This window comes from Cellulosimicrobium sp. EB106-03-01-XG111 (assembly GCF_058792115.1).
This window is the reverse complement of the sequence record NZ_JBYTEQ010000024.1, coordinates 35451-61547: the sequence shown is the minus strand read 5'-3', so window position 1 is coordinate 61547 and position 26097 is coordinate 35451. Positions and strand designations below refer to the sequence as shown.

At 69.2% G+C, this 26097-nt stretch carries 30 protein-coding genes; 11 read left to right on the top strand and 19 right to left on the bottom strand.

Annotated elements, in window-relative coordinates:
• Nucleotides 1-11: 11 nt before the first annotated feature.
• Nucleotides 12-1724 (bottom strand): relaxase/mobilization nuclease domain-containing protein, encoded by a 1713-nt coding sequence (locus AC3WT4_RS17445; protein WP_492316064.1) that lies wholly within the window; start codon nucleotides 1722-1724, stop codon nucleotides 12-14.
• Complete coding sequence (locus tag AC3WT4_RS17440; RefSeq protein ID WP_492316063.1) at nucleotides 1721-2119, bottom strand: MobC family plasmid mobilization relaxosome protein; 399 nt, start codon at nucleotides 2117-2119, stop codon at nucleotides 1721-1723. The genes AC3WT4_RS17445 and AC3WT4_RS17440 overlap by 4 nt, the downstream gene beginning before the upstream one ends.
• Nucleotides 2120-2413: 294 nt before the next feature.
• Here AC3WT4_RS17440 and AC3WT4_RS17435 point away from each other — a divergent pair, with 294 nt between their 5' ends.
• The 3 genes from AC3WT4_RS17435 (at nucleotide 2414) to AC3WT4_RS17425 (ending at nucleotide 4276) form a co-directional block, all read left to right on the top strand.
• Nucleotides 2414-2755 (top strand): hypothetical protein, encoded by a 342-nt coding sequence (locus tag AC3WT4_RS17435; protein ID WP_492316062.1) that lies wholly within the window; start codon nucleotides 2414-2416, stop codon nucleotides 2753-2755.
• A gap of 655 nt (nucleotides 2756-3410) precedes the next feature.
• On the top strand, nucleotides 3411-3908 hold the full coding sequence (locus AC3WT4_RS17430; RefSeq protein WP_492316061.1) for an SOS response-associated peptidase: 498 nt from the start codon (nucleotides 3411-3413) through the stop codon (nucleotides 3906-3908).
• A gap of 146 nt (nucleotides 3909-4054) precedes the next feature.
• Nucleotides 4055-4276, top strand: a complete 222-nt coding sequence (locus AC3WT4_RS17425) for a DUF2188 domain-containing protein (RefSeq protein WP_492316060.1) — start codon at nucleotides 4055-4057, stop codon at nucleotides 4274-4276.
• Between the two features lie 116 nt (nucleotides 4277-4392).
• Here the strand turns inward: AC3WT4_RS17425 and AC3WT4_RS17420 are convergent, their stop codons facing one another.
• The 3 genes from AC3WT4_RS17420 to AC3WT4_RS17410 form a co-directional block, all read right to left on the bottom strand.
• Nucleotides 4393-4806 (bottom strand): hypothetical protein, encoded by a 414-nt coding sequence (locus AC3WT4_RS17420; RefSeq protein WP_492316059.1) that lies wholly within the window; start codon nucleotides 4804-4806, stop codon nucleotides 4393-4395.
• A gap of 296 nt (nucleotides 4807-5102) precedes the next feature.
• The gene (locus AC3WT4_RS17415; RefSeq protein ID WP_492316058.1) at nucleotides 5103-5906 is read right to left on the bottom strand and encodes an SDR family NAD(P)-dependent oxidoreductase; all 804 of its coding nucleotides are present in this window, start codon (nucleotides 5904-5906) and stop codon (nucleotides 5103-5105) included.
• Between the two features lie 50 nt (nucleotides 5907-5956).
• Complete coding sequence (locus AC3WT4_RS17410; RefSeq protein ID WP_492316057.1) at nucleotides 5957-7045, bottom strand: alpha/beta hydrolase; 1089 nt, start codon at nucleotides 7043-7045, stop codon at nucleotides 5957-5959.
• A 30-nt stretch (nucleotides 7046-7075) separates the two neighbouring features.
• Between AC3WT4_RS17410 and AC3WT4_RS17405 the strand changes: the two genes are divergently transcribed.
• Nucleotides 7076-8104: a helix-turn-helix domain-containing protein gene (locus AC3WT4_RS17405; protein ID WP_492316056.1), complete on the top strand. Its 1029-nt coding sequence runs from the start codon at nucleotides 7076-7078 to the stop codon at nucleotides 8102-8104.
• Nucleotides 8105-8164: 60 nt separating this feature from the next.
• On the opposite strand, the gene AC3WT4_RS17400 is transcribed toward AC3WT4_RS17405, so the two are convergent.
• Nucleotides 8165-8791 carry a TetR/AcrR family transcriptional regulator gene (locus AC3WT4_RS17400; RefSeq protein WP_492316055.1) on the bottom strand — a complete coding sequence of 209 codons (627 nt, stop codon included), beginning with the start codon at nucleotides 8789-8791 and terminating at the stop codon, nucleotides 8165-8167.
• Nucleotides 8792-8885: 94 nt separating this feature from the next.
• Here AC3WT4_RS17400 and AC3WT4_RS17395 point away from each other — a divergent pair, with 94 nt between their 5' ends.
• A complete protein-coding gene (locus AC3WT4_RS17395; RefSeq protein WP_492316054.1) occupies nucleotides 8886-9710 on the top strand; it encodes an SDR family oxidoreductase in 825 nt (274 codons plus the stop codon).
• A gap of 30 nt (nucleotides 9711-9740) precedes the next feature.
• Complete coding sequence (locus AC3WT4_RS17390) at nucleotides 9741-10595, top strand: SDR family NAD(P)-dependent oxidoreductase (RefSeq protein WP_492316053.1); 855 nt, start codon at nucleotides 9741-9743, stop codon at nucleotides 10593-10595.
• 160 nt (nucleotides 10596-10755) lie between these two features.
• Here the strand turns inward: AC3WT4_RS17390 and AC3WT4_RS17385 are convergent, their stop codons facing one another.
• Genes AC3WT4_RS17385 through AC3WT4_RS17370 form a run of 4 tightly spaced genes read right to left on the bottom strand, consistent with a single transcriptional unit; the run spans nucleotide 10756 to nucleotide 14177 of the window.
• Nucleotides 10756-11496 (bottom strand): SDR family NAD(P)-dependent oxidoreductase, encoded by a 741-nt coding sequence (locus AC3WT4_RS17385; protein ID WP_492316052.1) that lies wholly within the window; start codon nucleotides 11494-11496, stop codon nucleotides 10756-10758.
• 45 nt (nucleotides 11497-11541) lie between these two features.
• Entirely contained in the window at nucleotides 11542-12393 is an 852-nt protein-coding gene (locus AC3WT4_RS17380; protein WP_492316051.1) for an LLM class F420-dependent oxidoreductase, read from the bottom strand.
• A gap of 24 nt (nucleotides 12394-12417) precedes the next feature.
• The gene (locus tag AC3WT4_RS17375) at nucleotides 12418-13515 is read right to left on the bottom strand and encodes a PQQ-dependent sugar dehydrogenase (protein ID WP_492316050.1); all 1098 of its coding nucleotides are present in this window, start codon (nucleotides 13513-13515) and stop codon (nucleotides 12418-12420) included.
• Nucleotides 13512-14177, bottom strand: coding sequence for an SDR family NAD(P)-dependent oxidoreductase (locus AC3WT4_RS17370; RefSeq protein WP_492316049.1), 666 nt, complete (start codon nucleotides 14175-14177; stop codon nucleotides 13512-13514). The genes AC3WT4_RS17375 and AC3WT4_RS17370 overlap by 4 nt, the downstream gene beginning before the upstream one ends.
• Nucleotides 14178-14503: 326 nt before the next feature.
• On the opposite strand from AC3WT4_RS17370, the gene AC3WT4_RS17365 reads away from it, so the two are divergent.
• Nucleotides 14504-15763 (top strand): MFS transporter, encoded by a 1260-nt coding sequence (locus tag AC3WT4_RS17365; RefSeq protein WP_492316048.1) that lies wholly within the window; start codon nucleotides 14504-14506, stop codon nucleotides 15761-15763.
• 88 nt (nucleotides 15764-15851) lie between these two features.
• Here AC3WT4_RS17365 and AC3WT4_RS17360 read toward each other — a convergent pair whose 3' ends face one another.
• Both AC3WT4_RS17360 and AC3WT4_RS17355 read right to left on the bottom strand, forming a co-directional pair.
• The gene (locus tag AC3WT4_RS17360; RefSeq protein WP_492316047.1) at nucleotides 15852-16205 is read right to left on the bottom strand and encodes a cyclophilin-like fold protein; all 354 of its coding nucleotides are present in this window, start codon (nucleotides 16203-16205) and stop codon (nucleotides 15852-15854) included.
• Nucleotides 16206-16266: 61 nt separating this feature from the next.
• Nucleotides 16267-17169 carry a helix-turn-helix transcriptional regulator gene (locus tag AC3WT4_RS17355; RefSeq protein ID WP_492316046.1) on the bottom strand — a complete coding sequence of 301 codons (903 nt, stop codon included), beginning with the start codon at nucleotides 17167-17169 and terminating at the stop codon, nucleotides 16267-16269.
• A 422-nt stretch (nucleotides 17170-17591) separates the two neighbouring features.
• Between AC3WT4_RS17355 and AC3WT4_RS17350 the strand changes: the two genes are divergently transcribed.
• Nucleotides 17592-18614 carry a zinc-dependent alcohol dehydrogenase family protein gene (locus tag AC3WT4_RS17350; protein ID WP_492316045.1) on the top strand — a complete coding sequence of 341 codons (1023 nt, stop codon included), beginning with the start codon at nucleotides 17592-17594 and terminating at the stop codon, nucleotides 18612-18614.
• Nucleotides 18615-18725: 111 nt separating this feature from the next.
• Here AC3WT4_RS17350 and AC3WT4_RS17345 read toward each other — a convergent pair whose 3' ends face one another.
• The 3 genes from AC3WT4_RS17345 to AC3WT4_RS17335 are packed head-to-tail and all read right to left on the bottom strand — an operon-like array spanning nucleotide 18726 to nucleotide 20509.
• Nucleotides 18726-19493: an SDR family NAD(P)-dependent oxidoreductase gene (locus AC3WT4_RS17345; RefSeq protein WP_492316044.1), complete on the bottom strand. Its 768-nt coding sequence runs from the start codon at nucleotides 19491-19493 to the stop codon at nucleotides 18726-18728.
• Nucleotides 19494-19528: 35 nt separating this feature from the next.
• Nucleotides 19529-20086, bottom strand: a complete 558-nt coding sequence (locus tag AC3WT4_RS17340; RefSeq protein WP_492316043.1) for a cyclophilin-like fold protein — start codon at nucleotides 20084-20086, stop codon at nucleotides 19529-19531.
• A gap of 42 nt (nucleotides 20087-20128) precedes the next feature.
• Nucleotides 20129-20509, bottom strand: coding sequence for a cyclophilin-like fold protein (locus AC3WT4_RS17335; RefSeq protein WP_492316042.1), 381 nt, complete (start codon nucleotides 20507-20509; stop codon nucleotides 20129-20131).
• 425 nt (nucleotides 20510-20934) lie between these two features.
• Here AC3WT4_RS17335 and AC3WT4_RS17330 point away from each other — a divergent pair, with 425 nt between their 5' ends.
• Nucleotides 20935-22047 (top strand): alpha/beta hydrolase, encoded by a 1113-nt coding sequence (locus tag AC3WT4_RS17330; protein WP_492316041.1) that lies wholly within the window; start codon nucleotides 20935-20937, stop codon nucleotides 22045-22047.
• A 169-nt stretch (nucleotides 22048-22216) separates the two neighbouring features.
• Here AC3WT4_RS17330 and AC3WT4_RS17325 read toward each other — a convergent pair whose 3' ends face one another.
• Nucleotides 22217-22552 carry a carboxymuconolactone decarboxylase family protein gene (locus tag AC3WT4_RS17325; RefSeq protein WP_492316040.1) on the bottom strand — a complete coding sequence of 112 codons (336 nt, stop codon included), beginning with the start codon at nucleotides 22550-22552 and terminating at the stop codon, nucleotides 22217-22219.
• 405 nt (nucleotides 22553-22957) lie between these two features.
• On the opposite strand from AC3WT4_RS17325, the gene AC3WT4_RS17320 reads away from it, so the two are divergent.
• The gene (locus tag AC3WT4_RS17320; protein WP_492316039.1) at nucleotides 22958-23392 is read left to right on the top strand and encodes a cupin domain-containing protein; all 435 of its coding nucleotides are present in this window, start codon (nucleotides 22958-22960) and stop codon (nucleotides 23390-23392) included.
• On the top strand, nucleotides 23389-24246 hold the full coding sequence (locus AC3WT4_RS17315) for an aldo/keto reductase (protein WP_492316038.1): 858 nt from the start codon (nucleotides 23389-23391) through the stop codon (nucleotides 24244-24246). The genes AC3WT4_RS17320 and AC3WT4_RS17315 overlap by 4 nt, the downstream gene beginning before the upstream one ends.
• 235 nt (nucleotides 24247-24481) lie before the next feature.
• Here the strand turns inward: AC3WT4_RS17315 and AC3WT4_RS17310 are convergent, their stop codons facing one another.
• From AC3WT4_RS17310 to AC3WT4_RS17300, 3 genes are read right to left on the bottom strand one after another with little or no spacing between them, the layout of a single operon-like run.
• Nucleotides 24482-24820 carry a MoaF-related domain-containing protein gene (locus tag AC3WT4_RS17310; protein WP_492316037.1) on the bottom strand — a complete coding sequence of 113 codons (339 nt, stop codon included), beginning with the start codon at nucleotides 24818-24820 and terminating at the stop codon, nucleotides 24482-24484.
• A gap of 24 nt (nucleotides 24821-24844) precedes the next feature.
• Nucleotides 24845-25543: an NADPH-dependent F420 reductase gene (locus AC3WT4_RS17305; RefSeq protein WP_492316036.1), complete on the bottom strand. Its 699-nt coding sequence runs from the start codon at nucleotides 25541-25543 to the stop codon at nucleotides 24845-24847.
• 27 nt (nucleotides 25544-25570) lie between these two features.
• Nucleotides 25571-25954 carry a DUF2255 family protein gene (locus AC3WT4_RS17300; protein WP_492316035.1) on the bottom strand — a complete coding sequence of 128 codons (384 nt, stop codon included), beginning with the start codon at nucleotides 25952-25954 and terminating at the stop codon, nucleotides 25571-25573.
• Nucleotides 25955-26097 lie beyond the last annotated feature (143 nt).

Below are 26097 nucleotides of genomic sequence, written 5' to 3'. Positions count from 1 at the left end.
CTCGCCCCCTCCTATCGCTCCGGGCCGCGCTCTGCGCCCGGCTGGACCGTGTGCCGTCGGCGTGCCGCCTCGAGGTCGGCTGGCAGCGGCGACGCCGTCGTGCTCGCGTCCGTGTGACCCGCGTTGAGCCGGTCGAGCACGGCCTGCGCGTCCCGGTCGAGCACTGTCGTTGTCGCCGCCGGCGTGGTGGCCGCCGCTGTGCCGCCGCCGCTCGGCGTCAGGCTCGGCAGGGCCTCGCGCACGCGCACGAGGCGTGCACGGGTGTCCTCGGCGAGCAGGCGCGCATGACGCTCCTGCTGGGCCGCGACGGCGGCCCCGTGCACGGCCTGGGTGAGCCGGAGCAGCTGGCGGATCATCGCTGCCTGCGCCACGGTTCCTTGCCCACCGCGGGCCGCGCTCGCCAGAAGCATCGCCGCACCCGAGATGGCGACCGTGCCAGCCTTGTCCGGGCGCACGGTGCGCCGGTGCGTCTGAGCCGAACGTGACAGCGCGTCGGCGGCCGCGGCGAGGTCGCCGGGCGTCTCCTCGGTCGCGTTCGACCATGCGGCGAACGCGCCCGCGGTCTGGCGCGCGACGGTCGCCCACGTGTCCCGGTCCTCGACCGGCACCGACCGCAACCGGTCCACCAGCGCACGCAGCTCATCGTGCTGCTTGGCCCACATCTCGGGGTCCGGCTCGGCCGTCTCGCGGCCCGCGGACACGACCCGTCGTCCGCGCTTGGCGGCATTCCACTCGGCCGCCGCGTCACTGGCGCCCGTCGGTGTGTCGGGCCACCCGTCACGCAGCCGGGGCAGGGACAGGTCGCGGGCGAGGTGGCCGCCGCCGTACCAGATCGGTCGCTCGCCGGCCTGGGGTCGCTCGGCCACCGAGTAGCCCGTCACGACGTCCGTGCGCCCGTCCGCGAACCGAGCCCGGACCAGGAGTCCGGTCCGGCGCATGCGTCGCACGAACTCGGCTTCGTCCTGGCTCGCGCTGGCACACCCGCGCACCTTGAGCGCGAGCAGGTAGCGGGGCTGGTCGGTGCGCATCTCGGCCGCGATACGCGCCTGCCGGTCCGCGCCCGGCAGTGCCGCCCAGGCAGGTACACGACCGTCCTCGAGTCGGCTCGCTCGCTCGTACTTGGCCTGTGCCCGTGCACGCGCCTGCGCCTCGCGCTCGGCGGGGTCGTACCCGCGGGTCGAGCGCTCGGCCCGCACCGACTCCAGCTCCTCCAGGCCGTGCCTGACCTCGAGCGCGCGCGCCGCGGTCTGGGCGCGGCGGAAGTCGTTGTGCACTGACGCCTTCGTGCCGTCCTCACGCACAAGGTTCACGGCCAGGTGGATGTGATCGTTCCCGTTCGTCGAGACACCGTGACGGACCGCGATCCACCGGCACGGCGCCTTCGTGCCCTCGTGGTCGTCGAACCCCATCGCGCGCACGAAGTCGTTCGCGATCGCATGCCACTGCTCGTCCGTCAGCGCGCCCTCATCGGCGCGCAGCGACAGGGAGCAGTGCCACACGTGACCGCCAGACACCTGCACGTCGTAGGCCGTGCGCGGCTGGTCAAGGTGGTGCGCGATGCGCAGGGCCGCGTCACGTCCGAGCTCGTCGTCGTTGTGCCACGCCATCAGCGCGCCGTCACCCGCGACCAGGTGCGGCTCGGTGTGCTCGTTGGAGCGTCCCGGCCCGACGAGGTAGGTCATCAGTCCGGCCATGCGGTCGCCCCGGACGACGTTGGGCATCACGGCCGGCTGAGCCCGTCGATCGTGGCGTCGATCCGCTCGGCGAGACGGCGCACCGCCCGCAGCGTCTCGACCATCTCGTCCTGCACCTCGCCGGTCGCGTTGGTCGCCTTCGCCATCTGGTTGACGTTGTTCGACACCGCGGCCAGGAGCCGGTGCAGCCCGAAGAGCTGAGCCATCGCGTTGCGCCGCTCGGTCGGCGTCTCCGACGTCCCCGACGCAAGAGCCGACTCCACGAGAAGGCGCGGCACGGTCACGCGCTGCTCGTGCGCGAGTCGGAGCAGCATGCCCTCTTCCTCGGGCGTGACCTTGACCTCGTGGCGGTGCTTGCGGCCGCCCTCGACGTTGGCGCGCCGACGTCGGGCGAGCTGTCGCGGACGAGGAGCCTCGTCGCTCATGCGTTCCACCCGCCCTTCGGCCCAGCGCAGCGACCCCGCCCCGTGCGGGGATCACACGTCCAGTGTGCCAGGGGCCGGCGAAGCCGTCCACCGATTGAGCCACTTAGCCGTGCTAAGCATATAGCTTGCTCCGTCCGGGACTCCTTGCTCCGTCTGGGACTCCTCGCTCCGTCCGGGACTCCTCGGTCATTTCGTCGCGCCGTACGCGATGACCACCTCGCGACGAGCCGCGAGGGGCGCCGTGACCGGCGCGTTGGGGTTCCTCGTTGAGCGTGGTTCTCGTACGCTCGGACCATGGCAAAGACACTGAGCGTGGATGAGGCACTGGAACGCGCACACCGCGCACAGGAAGCACGAATGGGGGCCATTCGCGCCGTCGCAGAGGCACGGCAGAGCGTCACCGACGTCCGCGGGGAGACCGAACGGGAACTCGCCGAGTTCCAGCGCCGGATCGCCGACCGAGTCGCGACCGCCGAGCGCGAGGATGTGCGCGCGTTCAACGCAGCGCTGAGCGCCGGATGGACCGTCGACGAACTTCGCAAGATCGGCTTCCCCGAGCCGGACAAGAAGGTCCGCACCCGGCGCCGCGCGGCCAAGCGCGAAGTCCCGGCGCAGAGCCCGACGAGCGACGACTGACGACATCGATGACGGCCGCGCGGAGCGACGTCGAGTACACGACTCCGACCGAGCTGGCACGGGAGATCGGTGTCTCACGTGCCGCTGTGTACGCCTGGCTCCGCGCGGCCTTTCCGCTGCCCCCAGACGGTCGATGGCGGCTGGACTTGGAGGCAGCGGATCGCGTGCGTGCTCGCTTCGCGGACACCGCCCGCGCACGCACGGAGTACGGCCAGCCGTGCGAAGTTGACGGGTGCGACCGGAGCGCGAAGGCGCGTCGTCTCTGCAAGATGCACTACGACCGGTGGTACCGGTCGGGGACCCCTGAGGGTGTCGGCGCCGGCGGCTGGCAAGCTGCCAAGACCCACTGCCCACGAGGACACGAGTACTCGCCCGAGAACACGATCGTGTACCCCTCCGACGGACGACGGCGATGCCGCACCTGTCGTAAGGGCGAGTAGCGACACCGTCTTCACGATCGACTCACTACACCGCCGCGTGTGGTCGCGGCGATCGCCTTCAGCGGGCACGCTGAGCGCACGTGTGGTCGATACGCCAGCGCCCGACGCGACGACGAGCTCGCGCACCGCTTCCACGTCTCCGAGCTCGTAGGCGACGAACTCGGACCCTCCTGGAACGTCGCCCCGCGCAGGACGTGCGAGGGGTCCTCGAGGGCGTGGAGGCCGACCGTCCGGTACGCCAGTTGCGCACGCTGCGCTGGGGCCTGGTGCCGTCGTGGGCGAAGGACTCGAAGATCGGTGCGCGCACGATCAACGCCCGGGTCGAGACGATCACCGACAAGCCGGCCTTTCGCCGCGCCGCGGCGAAGCGGCGCCTCATCATCCCGATGGACGGGCACTACGAGTGGCACGCGCCGGAGTCCGGCAAGGGCCGCAAGACGCCCTACTACCTCACCGACCCCGACGGTCCGCCGCTGGCGGCCGCCGGCCTGTACGAGCTGTGGCGCGACCCCTCCAAGGGCGACGACGATCGCGACCGGTGCCTGTGGTCACTGACCGCATCACGACGAACGCGACCGACACCCTCGGGCACATCCACGACCGGTTCCCACTACTGCTCCCGGACGACCTGTGAGACACCTGGCTCGACCCCGACCTCACCGACACCGGCGACGTCGACGCGCTACTGCGCCGTGTGCCCGAATCGCACCTGAAACCCGTCGAGGTCTCCCCGGCCGTGGGCGACGTACGCAATGACTCACCCGCCCTCATCGAGCCCGTCGCCTGACGCCGCGCCGAACGTGCGAGAACCGCGTGACCGTTCACGGTGGTCTCAACACCGACGGAGACGGGGTTCCCCGTGGCAGTGACGATCGAGGTCTACCACCAGGACGAGCAGTGGAACGTGCGCCGTCAGGGCGAGCGTGAGCCGCTGTCGAACCACGCGACGAAGGACGACGCGGTCGCGGCCGGGCGCGCGGCCGCCGAGCGCGAGAGCGCCGAGCTCGTGATCAAGAACCTGGACGGGACGATCGCGCAGAAGGACTCCCACGGGCACGACCCGCGCAACGTCCCAGGCTGAGGCATGGCCGGCGCGAGGGCGATGCCCTACGTCGTCGCCCTCGCGCGCGCCGCCGAGCAGATCCCCGCGCCGAGCGCGCTCGAGGGCGGCTGCCGCTACGAACCCAAGTGGGACGGCTACCGCGCAACCGCCCCGGTCAGGACGACGGCGCGCGCATCTAATCCCGCCGCGGGACCGACCTGACGTCGACGTTCCCCGAGATCGTCGCCGCACTCGAAGCCCACCTCGACCCCGTCATCGTCCTCGACAGCGAGCTCGTCGTCTGGCAGGACGGCCGGCTCGCGTTCGACGTCCTGCAGGAGCGCATGGGCCGCGGCCCGCGCGCAGCGGCGGCCGCCGCCCGCGCTCGCCCGGCTTCCCTGGTCGCGTTCGACGTCCTCGAACTCGGCGGCCCGCGACGTGCGGCCCGAGCCGTTCGACGCCCGACGCTCCTTGCTCATCGAGCTCGCGGCGACGTGGCAGCCGCCGCTGAACCTGTCACCTGTGACCGACGACGTCGATGAGGCGCGCGAGTGGTTCGAGACGTACACGGCGGTCGGTGTCGGGGCCTGGTCGTCAAGGGCGGTGGGCAGCCCTACCGCGGGGGCGAGCGGTCCTGGTTGAAAGTGAAGCACCGCGCGACCGTCGACGTCGTGTGCGCCGCGGTGACCGGCACCCTCTCCCCAGCCTCAGTAGATCGTCGCCGGCCTACCGATCGACGGGGATCTGCGCATCGTCGGCGCACCACCCTCCTCACGGTCGGCGCCTGGCGCCGGCTCGCCCACCTGCTACACGGGCCGACCGGGGACCACCCGTGGCCGGCACGGATCAGCCCTGGAGTCGAGCGTCAGGGGCGCATGGTGAGGCCGCCGTCGACCATGATCGACTGCCCCTGGATCCAGGCGCCGTCGTTGAAGAGCAGGTGGATCGCCATGGCGGCGATGTCGTCGGGCTTGCCGAGGCGAGTGTGGGGAAGCACGGCGAGGGACTTCTCGCGCTGTGCGGGGTCGACGTTGGCTTGCATGGCGTCGGTGAGGACTCCACCGGGGCCGAGGGAGTTGACGCGGATGCCGTCTCGGCCCCATCGGTTGGCGATGTGCCGTGTGAGGGCCGTGACCCCCGCCTTGCTGACGTCGTAGGCCAGGCGCAGCGGCTCTCCGATGTAGACGGCACCGGAAATGATGTTGACGATCGATCCGCCGCCAGCTTCGAGCATGTGGGGGATGACGGCGCGAGTGGTGAGCAGGTAGCCCGTGAGGTTGACGTCGAGCGTGTGCTGCCAGACGTCGAGCGGGATCTCTACGGCGTCGGTGTCGCGGCCCATGTTCTGCGGGCGGATGTCCGCGGCGATGTTGAGCAGGCCGTCGATGCGGCCGAACTCCGCGACGGCGTGCGCCGCGAAGGCGTTGACGGAAGTCTCGTCAGAGATGTCCAACTGCAGGGCGACCGCCCGACCGCCGTGAGCACGGGCTTCCTCTGCTGTGCTCTCAGCCGCCGCGATACTGAGGTCACCGATCACCAGCCGGGCTCCGGTTGCGCCGAGTCGAGTTGCGGTGGCGGTCGCGAGGCCTCCCGCACCGGCAAGGAGGATCACCTTGTCCCGGACGTCGTGCTCGACGATCGGGCTCTTGGTACCTGTGGTGTCTGCCATGTCTGTCGTTCCTCTCGGAGAACCACCCGGGGCTGTCGCCCCGGAACGGGTCAGCGGGCCAGGGCTCGGCGGATGTACTCGTCACGCACGGCGATGGCGGCGCGGGAAATCGCGGCCTGCGGGACGAGCATGTCGAAGCCGTGGAAGCCCCCGCCCCACACGTGCAGGTCGACCTGGACGCCGGCTTGTGCCAGTCGCTGGGCGTAGTCGACGGCCTCGTCACGGAACGTCTCTGCACCCCCGGCGTCGACGTAGGTCTTCGGCAACCCGGACAGGTCCTGTGCACGGGCGGGTGCGGCGTAGATGCCGACATCGGGCCCGCCGCGGCGGTCACCGAGCAGCGACGTCCAACCGAAGTGGTTGCTGTTGCGGTCCCAGACGCCCTTCCCGTCGAGCATGCGGCTGCTGGGGGTGATCTCGCGGTCGTCGATCATCGGGCAGATGAGGATCTGGTGGGTGATCGCCGGGAACCCTCGATCGCGTGCGAGCAGGCCGAGACCCGCGGCAAGGCCGCCGCCTGCGCTCGCGCCGATCAACATCAGCTGATCGGCATCGAGGTCGTACTCGTCGGCGTGGCGAGCCGTCCAGACCAGGCCGGCGTAGCAGTCCTCGATCAGTGCAGGATCGGGGTGCTCGGGCGCGAGCCGATACTCCACAGAGATGACTGCCGCGAGCCCCTCGGCAACGTACGGCAGGTACAGCACCACCTCTCCCAGGGCGCTGCCCGAGACCATCCCGCCGCCATGGGTGTTGTACAGCACGGGCCAGGGGCCCTGGCCAGTGGCCGGGCGGAACATGTGCAGGGTGATGTCGGGCGCTCCGTCCGGGCCGGGCACGGTGAGCACGTCCCCCCGAACGGTGCCGCCGAGGGTCAGATCGACGGGGTTGGCGTCGGCCTGCTCGCGCATCATCGCGCGCAGTGCGTCGAGAGTCTCGGCGCTGACCGTCGGGGCGAGCATCCCCGCGGCCAGTACGGGCGCCAGCTCGACGTCGAACGGCTGGGCGACAGGTTCTGCTGTCATGGCAATCTCCTCACGTCCTTGGAAGGTGCAGCAATCTTGGCGGCCCGGGTGTTCTGCCGGCATCCGCAGCGCGGCGGCAAATTCGGCGTCGATGCCCGCCATCTGGCGGGTAGGCATACGCTGGCCTCAACCCTTGGAGGACAACGCATGCGTGAACTCATCGGACGGCTGACGGTCACGGACGGTGACGCGGCGACCGCTCTGCGTGTGATCTCGCACTTCGACAACCTCGTGGAGGGCGCCGCGCCGCGCGAGGCTGTCCTGCGCGCGGCCGCCGCCCTGGCGGGCGTGCCGGCTGGATTTCGCGACAGTGCTGCTGGGACCACGACGCGCGTGGACCCAGCGGGCAGGACCGTCGAAGGAGCGCTGACGGCCACGCCTGGCACGTCGGTCATGGTCGACCGTAGCCGGGCGACGTCGGTGTGGCTCGAGCGTGAGGGGCCTGCGGGCCCTCTCGACGCGCTGATCCTTGAGCGCTGTGCGCAGGCCTTGCGGGTGAGGATCCGCCCGGTCACCGGGCCTCTGACGCCCGAGGAGCTCACGGCCACCGCTTGCGACGTCACCGCCCCACCCGCCGAGCGGGCGGCGGCGCTGACCACTCTGGGCCTTCCCCCGGATCCGGTCGTGGTGGCAACGCCCCCCGACACGCCGCCCGAAGTCTCGTCCCGTGCCCACGTCGCAGACGTGTGGATCGGGCTCCTGCACGACGATGCGCCGACACCAGGGCATCCTGCGGTCGCCGTCCGCACCGGCCGGGCCTTCTCGCAGGGGGGCGACGTCCCAGGGGCGTGCAGCCGGGCGATCGCGGCGCTGCGCTTGGCCGTGGGTCCTCACCACGGTGGGCCCACCGTGGTGAGGCATGAGGAACTCGGCGCGGCGCGGGTGATCAGTGAGCAGATCACCCCGCAGATGGCCGCCGCTGATCCCGAGATCGTCCTGCTCGAGGGAATGCGCGCACGCCGGCCCTGGGTCCCACAGACCTTCTACCACCTGGCCTCGGGAGCCACGCTGCGTCAGGCCGCGCAAGCCTTGCAGATCCACCATTCCACGCTGCAGGACCGGCTGGAATGGCTCGAAGTGCAAGCCGGCTATGCACTTCGCAGTCCTGAGGGTCGCCTGCGCGCCGCAAACGCCTGGACGCTCTGGAGGATCTCGGGACTCCTGCACACCGACTGACCGCAACGACGGTCGCCCGATGCCGGTCACGTGAAGCGTCGCGCAGGAGGACCGGGCGGCTCAGGCCCGGCTGTCCGCACTGCTCTCCCGCGCGATGGCCCCCAGCGCCTCGTCGAGAGTCGCCGCGAACGACACCCGGCGGGCTTGGGAGTGCGCGTGGGACGTCAGGAGCGCGGCGAACGCCGCGGCAACAAGAGCGGCTGCGTCGACGTCGCCCCATCCGGTCGTGCCGCGCCGCTCCTCGCGCCGCCGCAGCTCCTCCGCCACGAGATCTTGCGCATGCTGCATGCGCTGCAGATAGCCGGCCCGCAACGTCTCGGAGGACTGGATCACACGGTCCATCTCGGCCGCGTGCTGCCCCAACTCGGGGTCACTGCCGTAGGCGACGGCGTCGTCGAACATGCGCCGCAACGCGACCCACGCCGGTTCGTCGTCAGGGCGCTCGGCCAGCGCGCGGACGAACGCCTCCCCATGCCGGTCGACCTTGCCCAGCACGACCTCCTCCTTGCTGGAGAAATAGCGGAAGAAGCTCCGCCTCGACATCCCGGCCGCGGCGGCGATCTGGTCGACGGTCACAGCCTCGAAGCCCAGCTCGGCGAACAGCTTCTGCGCAGCGTCGATCAGCTCAGAGCGCACCGCCCGCCGGGTGCGCTCGCGCAGCGTCTCGCGGTCGCTCGTCGAGGTCATGCCCACATACTAGCCCATGAGAGCCACACTTGACACTGAGTGCCACGAAAGGCGTATGGTGTTATCTGAAGCGATCGACACGAGGAGTGCAGCAATGAGCAAGATCTGGTTCATCACCGGCGCGGGCCGCGGGTTCGGCAAGGAGTTCGCGAAGAGCGCGCTGGGTCGCGGAGACAAGGTCGCCGCGACAGCCCGCGACACCGCTGCTCTGGACGATCTGGTGAAGCAGTTCGGTGACAACGTGCTTCCGCTGAAGCTGGACGTCACCGACCGCGACGGTGTCTTTGCTGCCGTCGCCGCCGCGAACGAGCACTTCGGCCGCTTGGACGTCGTGGTGAACAACGCCGGGTACGGGCTCTTCGGCATGGTCGAGGAACTGACCGAGCAGCAGCTGCGCGACCAGCTCGAGGTCAACCTGTTCGGCGTCCTGCACGTCACCCAGGCCGTTCTGCCGATCCTGCGCGCGCAGGGCGCGGGACACATCATCCAGATTTCGACCGTCGGCGGCGTGACCGCGTTCCCTAACCTCGGCGGCTACCACGCATCGAAGTGGGCCCTGGAGGGCCTCAGCGACGCACTCTCGCAGGAGATTGCTGGCTTCGGCATCAAGGTCACCCTCGTCGAGCCGGGTGGGTTCAGCACCGACTGGGGTGGCAGCAGCGCGACCCACGCGAACCCGCAGCCGCAGTACGACCCCCTGCGTGAGCAGATGTCCGCTCGACTGGCCGACATCGGCGCCTCGATGGGCGACCCCGCCGCCGCCGGAGCAGCCATCCTCAAGATCGTCGACGCCGAACAGCCCCCGCTGCGCGTTTTCTTCGGTACCGCCCCTACCCAGGTCGCCCCGCACGTCTACCAGCAGCGCCTCGCCGAGTGGAAGCAGTGGGAGCCGCTGTCCATCGAAGCCGACGGCCACTGAACCGCCCTCGGGCAGAAGGAGTAGCAGCTCATGAGTCAGCGCACCATCGTCATCACCGGCGCCTCGGACGGCATCGGTGCGGCCGCCGCGAGGAAGCTCGCCGACCGAGGCGAACGCCTCCTGCTCGTCGGGCGCCGCCGGGACAAGCTCGACGCCGTCGCCCGACCGCTGGGCGCCGAGACCTTCACCGCGGACTTCGAACGGCTGTCGGACGTCCGCGCGCTCGCTACGCAGATCCGGGAGCGCACCGACCGCATCGACGTGCTCGCCAACAACGCCGGCGGTGTGTTCGCCCAGCGCGTGGTGACCGAGGACGGCAACGAGCGCACCATGCAGGTCAACCACTTCGCCGGGTTCCTGCTGACCAATCTGCTGATCGACGTTCTCGTGGCTAGCGACGCGAAGGTCGTCAACACCTCCAGCGTCGGAGCCCACGCGTTCGGCAAGATCGATCTCGCCGACCTCGACGCGACGAAGAAGTACAAGACGATGAAGGCCTACGGCGACTCCAAGCTCGCCAACATCCTGTTCGCCAAGGGGCTGCACGCCCGCTACCACGACCAGGGCCTGAGCGCCGTCGCGCTGCACCCGGGCAACATCTCGTCCAATTTCGGCCGAGAGACCGGGAACGGCATGATGAAGCTCATCTACAAGAGCCCCCTGGCTCGCATGCTGTCTAGGCCCGAGTCCGGTGCCGACAACCTCATCTGGGCGATGGACGGAACTCCCGGCCTCACCTGGCAGTCCGGGGAGTACTACGACGAGCACCGCAAGCTCCCCAAGCGGCCCAACCCGCAGCAGAACGATGCCGCTCTCGTCAACGCACTGTGGGCCGAGAGCGCCCGCCGTACCGGTCTCGAGGTCTCACCCGCCCTCGACGCCTGACCGCGGTTCCTGAGACCGCGGTCCAGACGTGTTTCTATCGGGAGTGAGCGGTGCGTCGGTGGTCACGCGTCGACCCGCGGGTCGTGCCTGGAGGCATGGCTTGAGGTGACCTCTTGGTGGCGGTCTGGCGCCTGCCGTGGTGTCTGAGCTCGCGCGCTGGTCACACCACGTGGCCGGTGGCAGGTAGCGCTAGGTTGGTGCGCGCTGCGAGCGTTTCGAGGAGCAGGCTTTGGAAGCCGCTGTCCATGGAGGCCGGGTGCGGGCGGCGCGATTTGCGGTGGTGCCAGTACCCGCCCGTCGTGGGGTGGATCTCGTCGACGGGGGCGGCGGCGAGCCACGTCTGGGTGCGATGCCCTTCGGTGAGATCGTCCGGCGCGGAGGAGCCGCCCATGCGCGTGGGCACCCAGCCCGGGTCGACCGCATGAGAGAGCGTGCTCGTGTACCGGCGCGCGAGCGCGAGGGCGAGCGTGGTGACGAACAACTTGCTGTCTGAGTAGGAGGCCTCGGTGCCCGTGTGGATCGGACGCAGGTCCGGTCGCCCGGAGTGATGCATCGAGCTGGACAGGAAGATCGCCCGGCCGGGCAGCGGCATCGACGCGGTGAGCAGATAGGGGGCCAGCACGTTCACCGCGAGTGTGTCGGCGCTGTCCATGACCCCGGCGTTGTGAATGACGGCGTCGAAGCGCCCGAACGCGTTCGCCTGTTCTGCGACGCTTACCGTCTCCTGCCGGTGGGAGAGGTCGCCGAGCACGATGCCGCGTATCTGGCCTCGAATCTTGTGGCCGTCGAGACGGCTGCGGGTGCGGGCGTGCAGGACGACGTCATGGCCCGCACGGGCAAGAGCGGTCGCGGTGGCCAGGCCGAGGCCGGTCGATGCGCCGGTGACCAGGACGAGTGCCATGAGCGCGCGTTCTCCGCTTCTGTCGAACGGGATGCGTCTGTTCGTTCAGGCCAACCGAGTGACGGCCTGGGCGAGCATGTCGACGATTCTCGCGGGCTCGGTGATCCCGACGGCGTTGACGTAGGCGACCGTGAAGCCGAGGTCGCGGGCCTGCTCTGCCTGATGCACGAGGTCGTCGACGGAGTCGTCGGCGCCGAGCACGAGTGAGATCGTCTTCTCGATCTCACTCTCCTCGCGGCCCACGGCATCGCAGTGACCGCGCAGCACATCGAGCTTGTGCCGGAGGTCGTGACTGGGGAACAGGTTGCACGCGTCGGCGTACTGGGCGACGAGGCGCAGGGTGCGCTTCTCGCCGCCGCCACCGATCATGAGGTAAGGGTTGTGCAGCGGCCCGGGAGAATCGAGCGAGCGCTCCAACTGGTAGTACGTGCCCTCGAACGAGTCCTGGGACCCCGACCACATCTGACGGCAGATCTGGAGTGTCTCCTCCAGGCGATCGAAGCGCTCGCGCGTGGGCGGGAACGGGAAGCCGAGTCCCTCCGCCTCCTGGACGAACCAGGCCGCTCCGATGCCCAGGCCCGCGCGGCCGCCGGAGAGGACGTCGAGGGTCGTGATCGTCTTCGCGAGCAGCGCAGGCTCTCGGTAGGTGACTCCGGTGACCAGCGTGTGCAACAGCACCTTCTCAGTGTGGGCGGCGATGAACCCGAGGGTCGTATACGCCTCGAGCATCTCGTTCTCTACGGGTCCGATCGGCGGTATCTGCCAGAAATGGTCCATGACCGTGATCCGGGAGATGCCTGCCTGCTCGGCGTCGCGCACATGCTGCGCGAGCGACCGTCGCAGCTCGCGGGAGCCGCCGGTCCAGGTGAAGTCGGTGATGTGCAGGGCAAGTTCCACGCTGAGTCTCTTCTTTCGGGCGATTCAGGGTTGGATGCGCAGGACGTGGTCGTCGTCGGGGCCGGGATCGCCGCGGCCGTCGGTGTTGTTCGTGAGCGTCTGCAGGGATCCGTCGGGGGCGACGGCGACGTCGCGCAGACGCCCGTGCTCGCCGACGAAGTGCTCAATCGAGGCTCCGAGGTCGTTCAGCGGGACCTCGCGGAGCCGCTCGCCGCGCAGGTTCGCGATCCAGATGCTGCCGTCGTAGACGGTGATGCCGCTCGGGCTGGCGTCGGCCGGATCCCACTGCTGGACGGGGTCGATGAACCGCTCGTCGCCGGCGATGCCTTCCACCTCCGGCCAGCCGTAGTTCCCGCCGGGCTCGATCACGTTGAGCTCGTCCCAGGTGTTCTGCCCGAACTCGCTCGCGTACATCGTGCCGTCGGAGTCCCAGGCGATGCCTTGCGGGTTGCGGTGGCCGTAGCTGTAGACGAGGGAACCGTCGAACGGGTTGTCGGCCGGTACGCCGCCGTCCGGGGTGAGCCGCAGGATCTTTCCTGACAGCGAGTCCCGGTCCTGCGCGGACCGCTGGTTCCCGGCGTCGCCGATGGTGACGTACAGCATGCCGTCGGGGCCGAAGGCGATACGTCCGCCGTTGTGATAGCTCGCCGCGTCCACGCCGTCGAGGATCGTCTCGGCCTCGCCCAGGCCGAGGCTGCCCGGCTCGCCGGTGAGCTCGTATCGCTCCAGACGGTTCTCCTCGCCCGCGGTGAAGTAGGCGTAGAGCACGCCCTCCTGCACGGCGATACCGAGCAGGCCACCCTCACCCATGGGTGTAGAGCCTTCGACCGTGGCGACCTCGCGGGACGTGCCGTCGTCGGCGAGTTCGAGGATGCGGCCGGAGTCGCGCTCGCTAATCAGAGTCGTGCCATCGTGAAAGGCGATCGACCACGGTGCCTCGAGTCCGCTGGTGACGGCGAGGGCCTGTCCCGGCTCGGCAGGCGACGTGCCGGGAGAGGAAGGCGCGTTCTGCGTCGCTGACGGCGGTGTCGTCCCGGCAGGCTCTTCGGCCGTGCAGGCGGTCAGAGCGGTCAGGACCGCGGCGGAGGCGGCGAGCAGTTCGACGGTTCGCGATGCCCTCACGCGTCGTCGTTCCCGACGAAGGTGCGGAACGCACCACGCTCGGCGTGCAGCGCCCAGATGCGCTCGGCCAAGGCGTCGGGCTCGTGGTTGGGGTCGCCTCCGCCGATACCGAGCGGGATGATCAGCTGCGCGACGTGAATGCCCTCTTCGGCCAGGGCGTCGTGCAGCATCTGGCCGTAGGCGCTCTCGCCGGCGAAGGCGACGGAGGTGCCCGTGACGTTTCCGTTCGGGCGTACGGCGCTGCCGCCGTTGATGAACAGGATCGTGCCGCGACCGAGGTCGCACATGCCGGGCAGGACGTGCTGGACGGCCGTGATCGGCCCGTAGATCGACTGTTCGACCGGACCGGTGAGGTCCTCGGCGGTCGTTTCGAGCACCGGCTTCATGAAGTCCTTGGCGGGTACCGGGCTGTACTGCAGGATCTCGATCGCACCCAGTTCCGCAGCGGCCGCGTCGAGCGCTGAGCGCAGCGCTTGCGGGTCGCGGACGTTTGCCGCGTACCCGCGCGCGGTGATGCCGTCGCTAGCGAGCTCGGACGCGAGCCGGTCGACGTTCTCCTGGTTGCGGGAGATGAGCGCGACGGAGAAGCCCTCGCGTCCGAAGCGGCGGGCGGTGGCCTGTCCGAGGCCGGGTCCTGCTCCGACGATGACGATGGTGGTCATGGTGCTCCTTCTGGGCACGGTCCCGGTGACCTGAAATGGGCGTGGACCTGGACGGGTCTGTGGTTTGCCTTTGTCCGCCGACGTCGCTCCTGGGGTCGCACAGCCAGGTCAGCGAGCTCGGCTGCGTCGTTCACGTGTTTCCACGCTAGGTTCCGCGCGCCGAGCCGGGGAGTCCCTGCGAGTACTCCCATCGACCGGGACTCCCTACGGGTGGAGGACTGTGGTGGCATGGTCCTGGACATTGCAGCGACCTCGGTCCAGATCCGGACCTCGACGGCCGCGGCCCCCCGACCTTGTCTCCCACCCCTGAAGGGCCCTCTTCCGTCATGCCTGAAATTGCCGTTCAGCCCGTCGCTCGACCCACCCCCGAGGCGGCGCGCCTGCCGTTCGTCGTCTATGTGCTCGCCGCCGGGGTGTTCCTCATGGGCACCACCGAGTTCATCGTCGCCGGGATCCTGCCGGAGATCGCCGCAGACATCGGCGTGGGCGTTGCCGATGCGGGACTGATGATCACCGTGTTCGCGATCGGGATGATCGTGGGCACCCCGCTGATGGCGATCGCGACCCTCAGGCTCCAGCGTCGGCTGGCTCTCTCATTGGCATTGGTCGTGTTCGCGATGGGTCACGTGGTTGTCGCGCTGAGCTCGCACTACGCGCTCGTCCTCGGTATGCGCTTCGTCACGGCACTCGCTACCGGTGCGTTCTGGGCCGTGGCCGCCGTCGTCGCCGCCAAGGCCGCGGGACCGCGGATGGCTTCCCGCGCGCTCGGCATCGTCCTCGGCGGCGGGATGCTCGCCAACGTCGTCGGCGTGCCGCTGGGCTCGTTCGCCGGCCAGGCGATCGGCTGGCGCGGCCCGTTCTGGGCGCTGGCGGTCCTGGCGCTGCTGGCCGTGGTCGCGATCCTCAAGCAGGTGCCCGCCGACCCGACAGGCGCGCCCCAGCCGTCCCTAAAGCGCGAGGCCGCCGCCCTGCGCGACGTGCGGGTCTGGCTCGTACTGGCAGGTGCTGCGATCGTGTGCGGCTCGTCGCTGGCTGCCTACAGCTTCATCTCCCCGCTGCTGACCGAGAACACCGGTATGTCCGCCGCCGCGGTCCCGCTCGTGCTCCTGGCGTACGGCGTCGGCGCCCTGATCGGATCGAACCTCGGCGGTCGCCTCGGCGCCGAGCGCCCGTACAGTGTGCTGTTCACGGCTGCGGCAGCGACCTTCCTCGTCCTCGTCGGCCTGGCGCTGTTCTCCCACGCACCGATCGCGACCGTGTCCCTGGTGTTCCTGCTCGGCCTGTTCGGTATGTCGACGAACCCGATCCTCATCGGCAAGGCCGTCGGCTACGCCGACGAGGCGCCGACGCTCGCCTCAGCGCTGAGCACCTCGGCGTTCAATGTCGGTACGGCCGTCGGCTCCTGGATCGCCGGCTTCGCCCTAGAGTCCACCCTCGGCGCGACCGGACCTGTCGTCGTCGGAGCGGCCATCGCCGCGCTGTACTTCCTCCCCCTGACCGCACTGATCGTGAAGGACCGCCGCACCGAGCGGCTCCGCGCGGACAACGGCGCCAGCACACACGACGGCCTGCCCATCGCGGTCTGAGCCAAGACCCTCATCCAGACACATGGCCCCGCCTCGCACGCAGCGAGGCGGGGCGTCGGTGCGCGGCGAGCTGCCAAGTCCGCAAGTCTCAGTGCCCGGCGGTGATGCGGATCGTCGTTCCGTCAGGAAGTGCGCGCAGCGCCTCCAGCGGATGGTCGAACCGGCCCACCCGGACCAGGCCCGGCCACCGGCCGGGGCTCGCGTAGTAGAGGACCAGGCAAGCCCCCGAGGCGTAGTAGCCGATCTCACCGGGCCGCGGAGCATCCGCACCTGGGACGCCGTCCAGAACAAGGGAGCGGCCGAGAGGTGCGAGCTTCTCCTGGTCGTGGAAGTCGTCGAACACAGCCTCGAAGGGCAGCATGTCAGCGATCTGGTTGGCAACAGGGTTGTCGTAGAGCTCGCCTGTGATCAGTTCGTCGCCGAGGCTCAAGGTGATCTTCACCGGCGTCTTCTTCCGTTGTTCGGGCCGGCTCACGCCCTCGAGCCCGGCCAGGAATCGTCGGTCAGTCGCTCGGCTCGCGACGCTTCCCGCCAGGAGCCAGTGCGGGCACCTCGTCCGCTGCGGTGGCAGTCCAGGAGGCGAGCAGCTGCATCCGCTCGGCTGAGTCAGAGCCCGGCTCGGCCGTATAGATCGTCAGCGTGAGGCCCGGCTCGGCGGCCATCTCCAGCCCTTCGAAGGCGAGCGTCATCGCACCCACTACCGGGTGCCTGAACGTCTTGAACCCTGTTCCGTGGTGCCGTACGTCGTGCGCACCCCAGAGACGGCGGAACTCGTCGCTGCGCGTGGAGAGCTCACCGACCAGGTCGTGCAGGTCCTTGTTGTGCGGGTCGCGGCCCGCCTCGGTGCGCAGAATCGAGACGGTGACCTCGGCGAACGCGTCCCAGTCCGGGTAGAAGTCGTGGGCGCGCTCGTCGAGGAAGGTGAACCTGGCGAGATTTGGCCTCTGCCCGGGCCTGTCGTAAGCCAAGGTGTAGAAGGCCCGACCCAACGCGTTCGCGGCAAGCAGGTCCATGCGACCGTTGCGAACGAACGCGGGGCCCGCGGTGACCGCGTCCAGCACCCACTGCAGGCTCGTGTGCGGCCTCCAGCCCTTCGGGCTGCGCTTGCGTGGCGGGCGCGCCACCGGGCTTGCGGCGTGAGCGAGGTCGAACAGGTGGGCGCGCTCAGCATCGTCCATGCACAGCGCTCTAGCCAGCGCCTCGAGCACCTCCGGGGACGCGCCGCTGATCGCGCCACGCTCCAGGCGCGTGTAGTACTCCACGCTCACGCCGGCCAGGGACGCCACCTCGCTGCGGCGGAGCCCCTTGACACGCCGGTTCGCGCCCGCCAGAAGGCCCACCTCTTCAGGGGTGACCTTCTCCCGTCGCGTGATGAGGAACTCGCGGACCTCCGCTCGGTTGTCCATGACTTCACGCTAGGTCACTGCCTGCGCGAGTGGGAGTCACTCGCAGTACCTCCATCGACGGGCCTGCCATATAGGGATCGGGTGCGCCTTCATGGCCCTGACCGCCCGCAACCGACGCGGCGCCGCGGCCCGACGCCCGCACTGAACAACACCGACGTGCTACCCGATGACGGGCACGTCTCGGCGTTCCGTCGGAGCCTTGACGGCCAAGCACCCGCCTCGCTGGAGACTTCTCCGGCGACAAGCAGTGAGCTGAAATCGCGGCGAGCCAGGAGCGCCGAGCATGTTCATCGGAAACCTCCCCGACCCGGCAGTCGCCGATCGACATCGGGTGGCAGTCCCTGACAGGGCCTCCCGCCGGGCGCCGGTTACATGATGGCCTGGAGACACAGCACACGAGCACAACCACGAAGGAGACCCACATGCGCGCCGTCGTCATGCATGCGCCCGGAGACGTCCGCGTCGACCAGGTCGACAAGCCCACCATCGTCGAGTCCACCGACGCCGTCATCCGTGTCACCGCGGCCTGCATCTGTGGGTCCGACCTGTGGCCGTACCGCGGCATCGAAGACGTCAACGGCCCGACCCCGATGGGCCACGAGTACATCGGCGTGGTCGAAGAAGTCGGCGACGACGTCCACGATGTTGCGGTCGGCGACTTCGTCGTCGGGTCCTTCGTCGCATCCGACAACACGTGCGAGATCTGCCAGGCGGGGTTTCAGTCGCGCTGCATCCACCAGGTCATGATGGGGTCGGTTGGGACCCAGTCCGACTACGCGCGGATCCCGCTCGCCGACGGCACCCTCGTGAAGGTCGACGGGGAGCCGACGCCGGCGCAGACGAAGAGCCTCTTGGCCGCCTCCGACGTGCTCGGCACCGGGTGGTTCGCCGCTGTCGCGGCCGAGGCGGGCCCTGGCAAGACCGTGGCCGTCGTGGGCGACGGCGCGGTCGGGCTCCTGGCTGTCCTCGCGGCCAAGCGCCTCGGCGCAGACCGGATCATCGCCATGTCGCGTCACGCCGAGCGTCAGGCGTTGGCGAAGAAGTTCGGAGCCACCGACATCGTCGAGGAGCGCGGTGAGGAGGGCGTGGCCAAGATCAAGGAGCTGACCGGTGGTTACGGTGCGCATTCCACCGTGGAGGCCGTCGGTACCCAGGAGTCGATGATGCAGGCGATCCACGCGACCCGGCCCGGTGGGCATGTCGGCTACGTCGGAGTCTCCCACGGAGTCGAGATCGATGGTCTCGACCTGTTCTTCTCCACGGTGAGCCTGCTCGGCGGTCCCGCGCCGGTGCGCCGCTTCCTCCCGGAGCTGGTCGACCTCATCATGACCGATCAGATCGACCCAGGCGTCGTCTTCGACCTCACGCTGCCGATCGAGGAGGCCGCCGAGGGCTACCGGGCGATGGACGAGCGCCGCGCCACCAAGGTGCTGCTCACCCTCTGACGACGCCGAGACGACACGCGGACCTGGCCGGCCGGACACCGTCGGCGACGAAGAGCCCCGAGACCTGGGCCTCGGGGCTCTCGTGCCGTTCCCGGGCATTCGCTGCCAGCGCTACTGCGCGGTGTACGCGCCGTCGACGGGCAGCGCGACGCCCGTCACGTAGCTTGCGGCGTCGGAGCACAGCCAGAGCACGGCAGCGGCGATCTCCTCGGGCCGGCCGAGGCGTCCCATCGGGATGGCGGCGACGGCGCCCTCGGGGTCGAGCTCGCCGCCGGCGGTCATCCGGTCGACCATCGGGGTGGCGATGGTGCCGGGGCAGACCGCGTTCACGCGCACACCGCGGGGTCCGTACTGCAGGGCGACGCTCTTGGTCGCACCGATCACGCCGTGCTTGGTGGCGTGATAGGTGGTGCGGCCGTCACCGCCGACGAGGCCACCCAGCGAGGAGCAGTTCACGATCGAGCCGGAGCCCTGTGCGCGCATCTGCTCCAGCTCGTGCTTCATCGAGGCCCACACTCCCTTGAGGTTCACCGCCACGATCTGGTCGAACGCTTCCACGGTCTCATCTGCCGAGTCGACCGGGGGCAGCATGATCCCGGCGTTGTTGAAGGCCATGTCGAGGCTCCCGAAGACCTCGACGGTGCGCGCCACGGCTGCGGCGACCTGGGTCTCGTCGGTGACGTCGCAGCCGATGCCGAGGGCACGGTGCCCCTCGTCGTTCAGCTGCTCGGCGAACTGCGTCGCCTGCTCCTCGTGGAGGCCGACGACCGCGACCTTCGCGCCAGACTCGGCGAAGGCGCGCGATGCCGCGGCTCCGATCCCGCTGTCACCTCCCGTGACGAACGCGGTCTTGCCGGTGAAGTCGTAGGTGACGCTCATGGCTGCCTTTCCCTTCGTTGGACGTCGGTGATCGGTCAGTCGACGATCTCGACGGTCGTCTGCTGCCCCTCGAACCGGGAGAGCTCTTCCTCGGTGGCGTCGTACGTCCCGAGGTGCAGCGTCTGGTCGGAGTACCCGATACCCGCGGTGTTGTAGTAGAAGCCGATGTTTCCCCACGGGACGTAGTAGATGAGATCGCCGTCCTCGGGGTCGGAGCCGGCGGTGCCTTCCCAGTCCAGCGCTGGCTCAAGGTAGGCGACCTTCTCGCGGCCGTTGAACTCCTCGAGCTCAAGCGTCATCGGCAGCCGGGAGAGCAGGTCGCGGGTGGCGGGGCTGTCCTCCTCGATGGTCACCTCGACGGTGGCGTCTCCGGCGGTGAACCGCACGACGGTGCCCACGACGCTCTGGTCAGCAGTGTCGGAGTCCTCCGTCGGGGTCGGCGTTGCCTCCGCGCTCTGGGTCGGTGAGGACGAAGGTGCCGACTGCGTCTGCGTGGGCGTCTCAGCAGGGTCGGCTTCACCGCTGCAGCCGGTCAACAGCAGCGCAGCGGCCAGCCCAACTGCCGTGGCCAAGGACCTCTTCGTGGATTTCATCGGGGTGAACCTCCTTCGTCGTGTTCGTGTTCGTGTCCGGGCTCAGTCGAGGACCGTGACCGTGACCTCGCCGTGCTCGAGCGCCTCCAGCTGCTCGCCCGAGGCGTCGAACACTCCTAAATGGACGATGTCGGCTGAGGGTTCGCCGCGCTCGCCGGCGCAGAAGAACGCGATGTTCCCCCAGGGGACGTAGATGGCCAGGTCGCCGCTGCCGCTGCTTGAGGGCGGGGAACCTGCGGTCTGGATGTCGCGTGGCGGGTAGGCGATCTTCTCGAGGCCGTTGAAATCCTCGAAGGTCAACGTGAGCGCCAGCATCGACAGCAGGTCACGGACCGCGGGGTTGTCCTCGTCGAGGGTGACGTCGATCGTGTCCTCGGACGCGGTCGTGAAGCGGATGACGGTGCCGACAACGGCGTCGTTCATGGAGTCCTCCACGGTCGGGCGGGTAGGCGCACTCGTGGTAGCAGCCGGCGGGCTCACCGAGCCCGTCGGCGAGGGCGCGGTCGACGGGTTCTCGCCGCGGGTCGACACGGCGCATCCTGCGAGACCCAGCGCGAGCACGATCGCCACGCCGGCGACGAACCGGGGCAGTCGCATCGAGGTTCCTCCCGTGTCGGCCCTGTGCGGTCTCCTCATCGTGCACGGCTCATCGGGAGAGGGGGGAGTCTCTGTCGAGAGGGGTACTGGCAGGGACTCCCGCAGGTGGCGCGGCCGGGATTGCATGGAGTCGCGACAACGCACAGGGCGGGGAGGGGCCGAGGCGCGGCCTCCCGTCGGACCAGATCGCAAGGGCCCACGTCGATGACGCAGCGGTCAGTCGAGAGATCCACGACCCAGGAAGGCCAGTTATGACCTCAAACCAGTCGCACGATCCGATGAGCACGCAAGGAAGCCGCGACGGATTGCGCCGGCGTCACGTCCTGCAGCTGACCGGTGCGGCGGTTGCTGCCGGGACGCTTGCTGCAGTTGGTGGCGGCGCTGCCCATGCCGAGACACCCCGACGTTGGGCGACGCAGTGGGACAAGACCTTCCCCCGCAGTCGGAAGGTCGACCACCAGAAGGTGTCGTTCCGCAACCGGCTCGGCATCGAGCTGGTGGCCGACATGTACAGCCCCAAGCGGCTGCGAGGCCGTGCGCCGGCGCTCGTCGTCGGTCACCCCTTCGGCGGCGTGAAGGAGCAGACGTCGGGCCTGTACGCGCAGACGATGGCCGAGAACGGCTTCGTGACGCTGGCATTCGACGCCTCCTACAACGGGGAGAGCGGGGGCCGGCCTCGCCACATCGCGTCCCTCGAGACGTTCGTGGAGGACTTCAGCGCTGCTGTGGACTACCTCGGCACACGCCGCACGGTGGCCCGCGACCGGATCGGCGTGATCGGGGTCTGCGCCAGCGGTGGGTTCGCCCTCAGCGCGGCACAGATCGACCCGCGCCTCAAGGCTGTGGCGACGGTGAGCATGTACGACATGGGCCGGGCCTACCGCGACGGTCTTGGGTATGCCCCCGTCCCGAGCGAGGTGAACACGATCGCCGAACGCCAGCTGGCCCTGGCCGAGGCCGCGGAACAGCGCTGGGTCGAGTTCCAGGGAGGTCAGGTGCGCTACGGGGGAGGGGACATGGTGCCGCTGAAGCCCTCGCAGCAGGCGGCAGCCGACGAGTTCGCCGAGTACTACGCAACGCCGCGGGGACAACACCCACGCTCGCACCCGTTGAGCCTGACCAGCCTCGGCGCGATCACCAGCTTCATGCCGCTCGCACAGATCCAGCTCACCGCTCCGCGCCCGCTGCTCCTCGTCGCGGGCGAGAACGCGCACTCGCGTTACTACACCGAGGACGCGTTCGCGCAGGCCCCCGAGCCCAAGGAACTTCACATCGTCCCTGGTGCCGGGCACGTCGATCTCTACGACCGGAACGACCTCATCCCTTGGGACCGACTCACGGGATTCTTCGGCGAACATCTCTGACAGAAGCTGGCTGGGGCTGTCAGCACTGATGGGGTGTACAGAACGGCGTAACCGGCGAAGGACACCGTGCCGTGGCCACCGGGCAACCACGGCGCCGAGCCCCGCTGCTAATCCGGCAGCGGGGCCCGGCGCTGCCGGTCGCCCACCACTCAGTGGCGACGCGATGCCGCTACGCCTCACCTCCGAAGATCTCCCTTGCCACGGTCATCGCGCTCATCCCGTTCGGCCAGCCGGCGTAGAACGCCAGGTGGAGGATCGCCTCCTTCAGCTCGTCCTCCGTGACACCGTTCTGGCGGGCGAAGCCGACGTGGAACCGCAGCTGGTCGGTCTTGCCCATCGCGGTGAGAGCGGCGACCGTCACGAGACTGCGGTCGCGCTTGGACAAGGTCTCGCGTTCCCAGACCTCGTCGAAGAGGACCTTGTCGGTGTAGTGAACCAGCCCGGGCGCGAAGTCGCCGAACGCGTCGTGCCCGCCGGTCCAGCCCGTGCTCTGCTCGTTGTTCATACGGGTACTCCCTCTTGGTCGCGCTGATGTGCTTCACCATCCATGGAACGCCCGGCGCGTGTCGCGCGGAAGCCAGAGAGCCGGGGATGCTCACAGAGGCTGACACCGGTCTCCGGTCGTAACGTTGAAGGGATGAGCGCGAACCGGAGTCGGAACGGGCGTCGGAGGGTAGTGCGCGTGCTACCTGCCCTTGGCTGATTGACCAACGACCAACGTCGGTGCGCTGGAACTTGGGCCACCATGACCCGCGCGCACCGCCCGCAATGCACGCGCTTCGGATGTGGGCCCCGAAGGCGGCGGACGGCCGACGAACGGCCTCGACCGGCTGCCGGCTGCCGGCTGGACCCAGGACGCTGCCCGGCACGGACACCGCGCTTGGGCGAGCATGAGACAGAAGGAGATGAGATGGACGACGACACGTTCGAGCAGGTCTTCCCGTTGGGGCAGAAGAACGACGCGTACGCGCAGTACTTCATCGGGCAGAGCTACCTGGCACCGCTGACCGACGGGAGCGTTCCCGTCAGCAACGTCTCCTTCGAGCCGAGCTGCCGCAACAACTGGCACATCCATCACGGCAGCGACGGTGGCGGTGACCAGGTCCTGCTGTGCACAGCGGGCAGCGGCTGGTACCAGGCCGCGGGCGAGGAACCCGTCAGCATGGAGCCGGGATCGGTGGTCCGCGTCCCGGCGGGAACAAAGCACTGGCACGGCGCGAAGGCCAATTCGTGGTTCTCCCACCTCGCGTTCATCACGCCGGGCGAGGGCGTCAGCAACGAATGGCTCGAGCCGGTCACCGACGAGGTGTATGGCCGGCTGCCGACGAACGGAGAAAGCGCATGAGCATCCTGAACGAGACGTACACGCTGTCGAACGGCGTCGAGGTCCCCAAGCTGGGCCTGGGCACGTGGTTCATCGACGACGACAAGGTCGTTGACGCGGTGCGCGCTGCCGTGGAGATCGGCTACCGCAACATCGACACGGCGCAGGCCTACGGCAACGAGCGTGGTGTCGGCGAGGGGATCCGCACCTGCGGTGTGCCGCGCGAGGAGCTGTTCGTGTCGACGAAGCTCGCCGCGGAGATCAAGGACTACGACGGCGCGGTCGCCGCCATCGACGAGTCGCTCCAGAAGCTGGGCTTGGACTTCATCGATCTGATGCTGATCCACGCCCCGCAGCCGTGGGACGACTTTCGCGGCGGGGACTACGCGGAGGGCAATCGCGAAGCGTGGCGCGCGCTCGAGGACGCGCACAAGGCGGGGAAACTCCGTGCGATCGGCGTCTCGAACTTCCTGGTGTCGGACGTCGAGAACATCGTGGCAGGCGGCACGGTCACCCCGCACGTGAACCAGCTGCTCGTCCACGCAGGCAACACGCCTGCGGAGCTGCTGGCGTACTGCCAGAGCAATCAGATCCTCGTGGAGGCGTACTCGCCGATCGCGCACGGGGAGATCCTGAAGAACCCCGACGTGCAGGCCATGGCCGAGCGGTACGGCGTGAGCGTCCCGCAGCTGTGCATCCGGTACACCCTGCAGCTCGGCACGGTGTCGCTGCCGAAGACGGCGAACCCTGACCACATGCGGTCCAACGCGGACGTTGACTTCGAGATCTCCGACGAGGACATGGACGGCCTTCGCGACCTGCACGCCAAGGACTACGGGGATTCCAGCGCGTTCCCGGTCTACAGCGGGAAATAGTCCGCTCCGCCACATTGAGGGTGCCCCGTGAGGTCCGGTCCCCACGAGGCGCGCTGTCGGCTTGTGTGCTGGATCTGGCGAGGTTCGCGGCTGGCCGCAGTCGATCGCGTGTCCGAACTTTCGGCCAGGCGGCTACGCGATGGACGGGCCCGCAGAGAACTACCCTGCACACAGAGGTCCCCGGCCGGTCCGGCCGGGGACCTCTCACCTCATCTGGGCGAAGTCCCTTGCGTTCTCATCGCACGCGGGTCCAGGTGCCGTGCAGCTGGACGAACTCGCCGCCGATGACGGAGGAGGCCATGCACGCCCCGTTGGTGTAGTCCTCGATGTGGGTGACGTGGTCGTTCGAGTCCGGCTCGGTCCACCGCACGACGTAGAGGCCGTCGCGGACCTGGGTCGTGGTGTAATTCATCGTCTCGGTGCGCCCCTCGATCGCGCCGCCGGTGACGAGGAAGCTCACGCGCGTCTCGGTCTCGAAGGTGATCTCGACGGTGAAGTGGCCGAGCGGGGTGTCGGGGCCGAGGTCGGCGAGCCAGGTCTGGCCGACGCTGGGGAGGGTGGCGTTGCTGTCCATGTGTGAGGTTCCTTTCGGGTGTCGTCAGCTGGAGCGGACGACGTTGATGTTGAGCTCGAAGGTGCCCAGTGCGCCGACGAGGGTGAAGTAGAGCCGTGAGTACATCTCCACGGCCCGGGCGGCGCTGATGTCGCCGAGGTCGATGACCTTCTCGGCGGGCCAGCCGAAGCTCTCCAGCAGGGCGCGCACCGTCCCCTTGGCACCGGTGTCGTTGCCCGAGACGAAGATGCTGTGCTCGCCGGGAACCCGCGACGGTTCGACCATGACCTGGCAGAACACGCTGGTCAGGGACTTCACGACCTTCGCGTCCGGGTAGGTGCGCTGGATCTGCTCACCGAGACTGTCGGTGTTCGCCACGGTCAGCGTGGGCGGGAAGCCCTCGGAGAACTCCAGTGGCAGGGCGAGGTCCAGCAGCACCTTCCCGGCGAGGTTCTCCGCGCCGACCTGCTCCAGCGCGGCGAGGGAGGCCGCGCCGCCGGTCGCGTTGAGGACGACCTCGCCATGCGCGCCGGCATCAGGGAAGGGCAGCAGCCGGATCCGGGGGTGCTCTTCCTGCCACTGGGCGTAGGGCGGGGTGTCGACGTCGCCGGTCTTGCTCCACTCGGTGCGTGCGAGCGTCGCCTGCGGGTTGCGGGTTCCGACGACGACGTCATGACCGAGGGCGTCAAGCTTGGCGGCCAGGAGGCGGCCAACGAGGCCGGTGCCGAGGACGGCGATCTCCATGGGGGTGTTCTCCTTCGGATGTGGTGGTCAGCGTGCGTCGCGCGGCGTGATCTCGACCGTGGCGGCCTTCGGGCTTGGCGAGACCATCGGGGGCAGGTACGTGCTGCCCGCGTACTTCTCGCGGTAGGCCTGGTCGATCCGCTGGTTCAGTGCCTCGTTCGTGATCGGGGCGAACTCCACCTCGTGCTCGCGACCCGCGGCGGTAATCTTTCCGGCGCGCTGCGCGATCGCGGAGCGGTACCAGCGGCCGCGCACGCCGTTCCAGGCGCGGACGAACACCCGGCCCTCGACGACGACCGACCAGATCCAGGTGGGGGTGCCCGTCGTCCTGCCGTCGGGGTGGTACGGGGCGATGTGGAGGTCGTCGGTCGTAGCGATCTCCTCGATGATGTCCGTAGGCCACGAGGCCATGAGCGTGTCCTTTCCGTTCGCTGCGCCGCGCGAGAGCACGGCGCGGCCCTGTGCTGCTTCTTCCATGCTCCGCCGGGCGCCGCTCGTGCGGCAGGCACTGTCAGGGACCCCCACTCGGGGATGCTCCGCCGTAGCGTGGATGA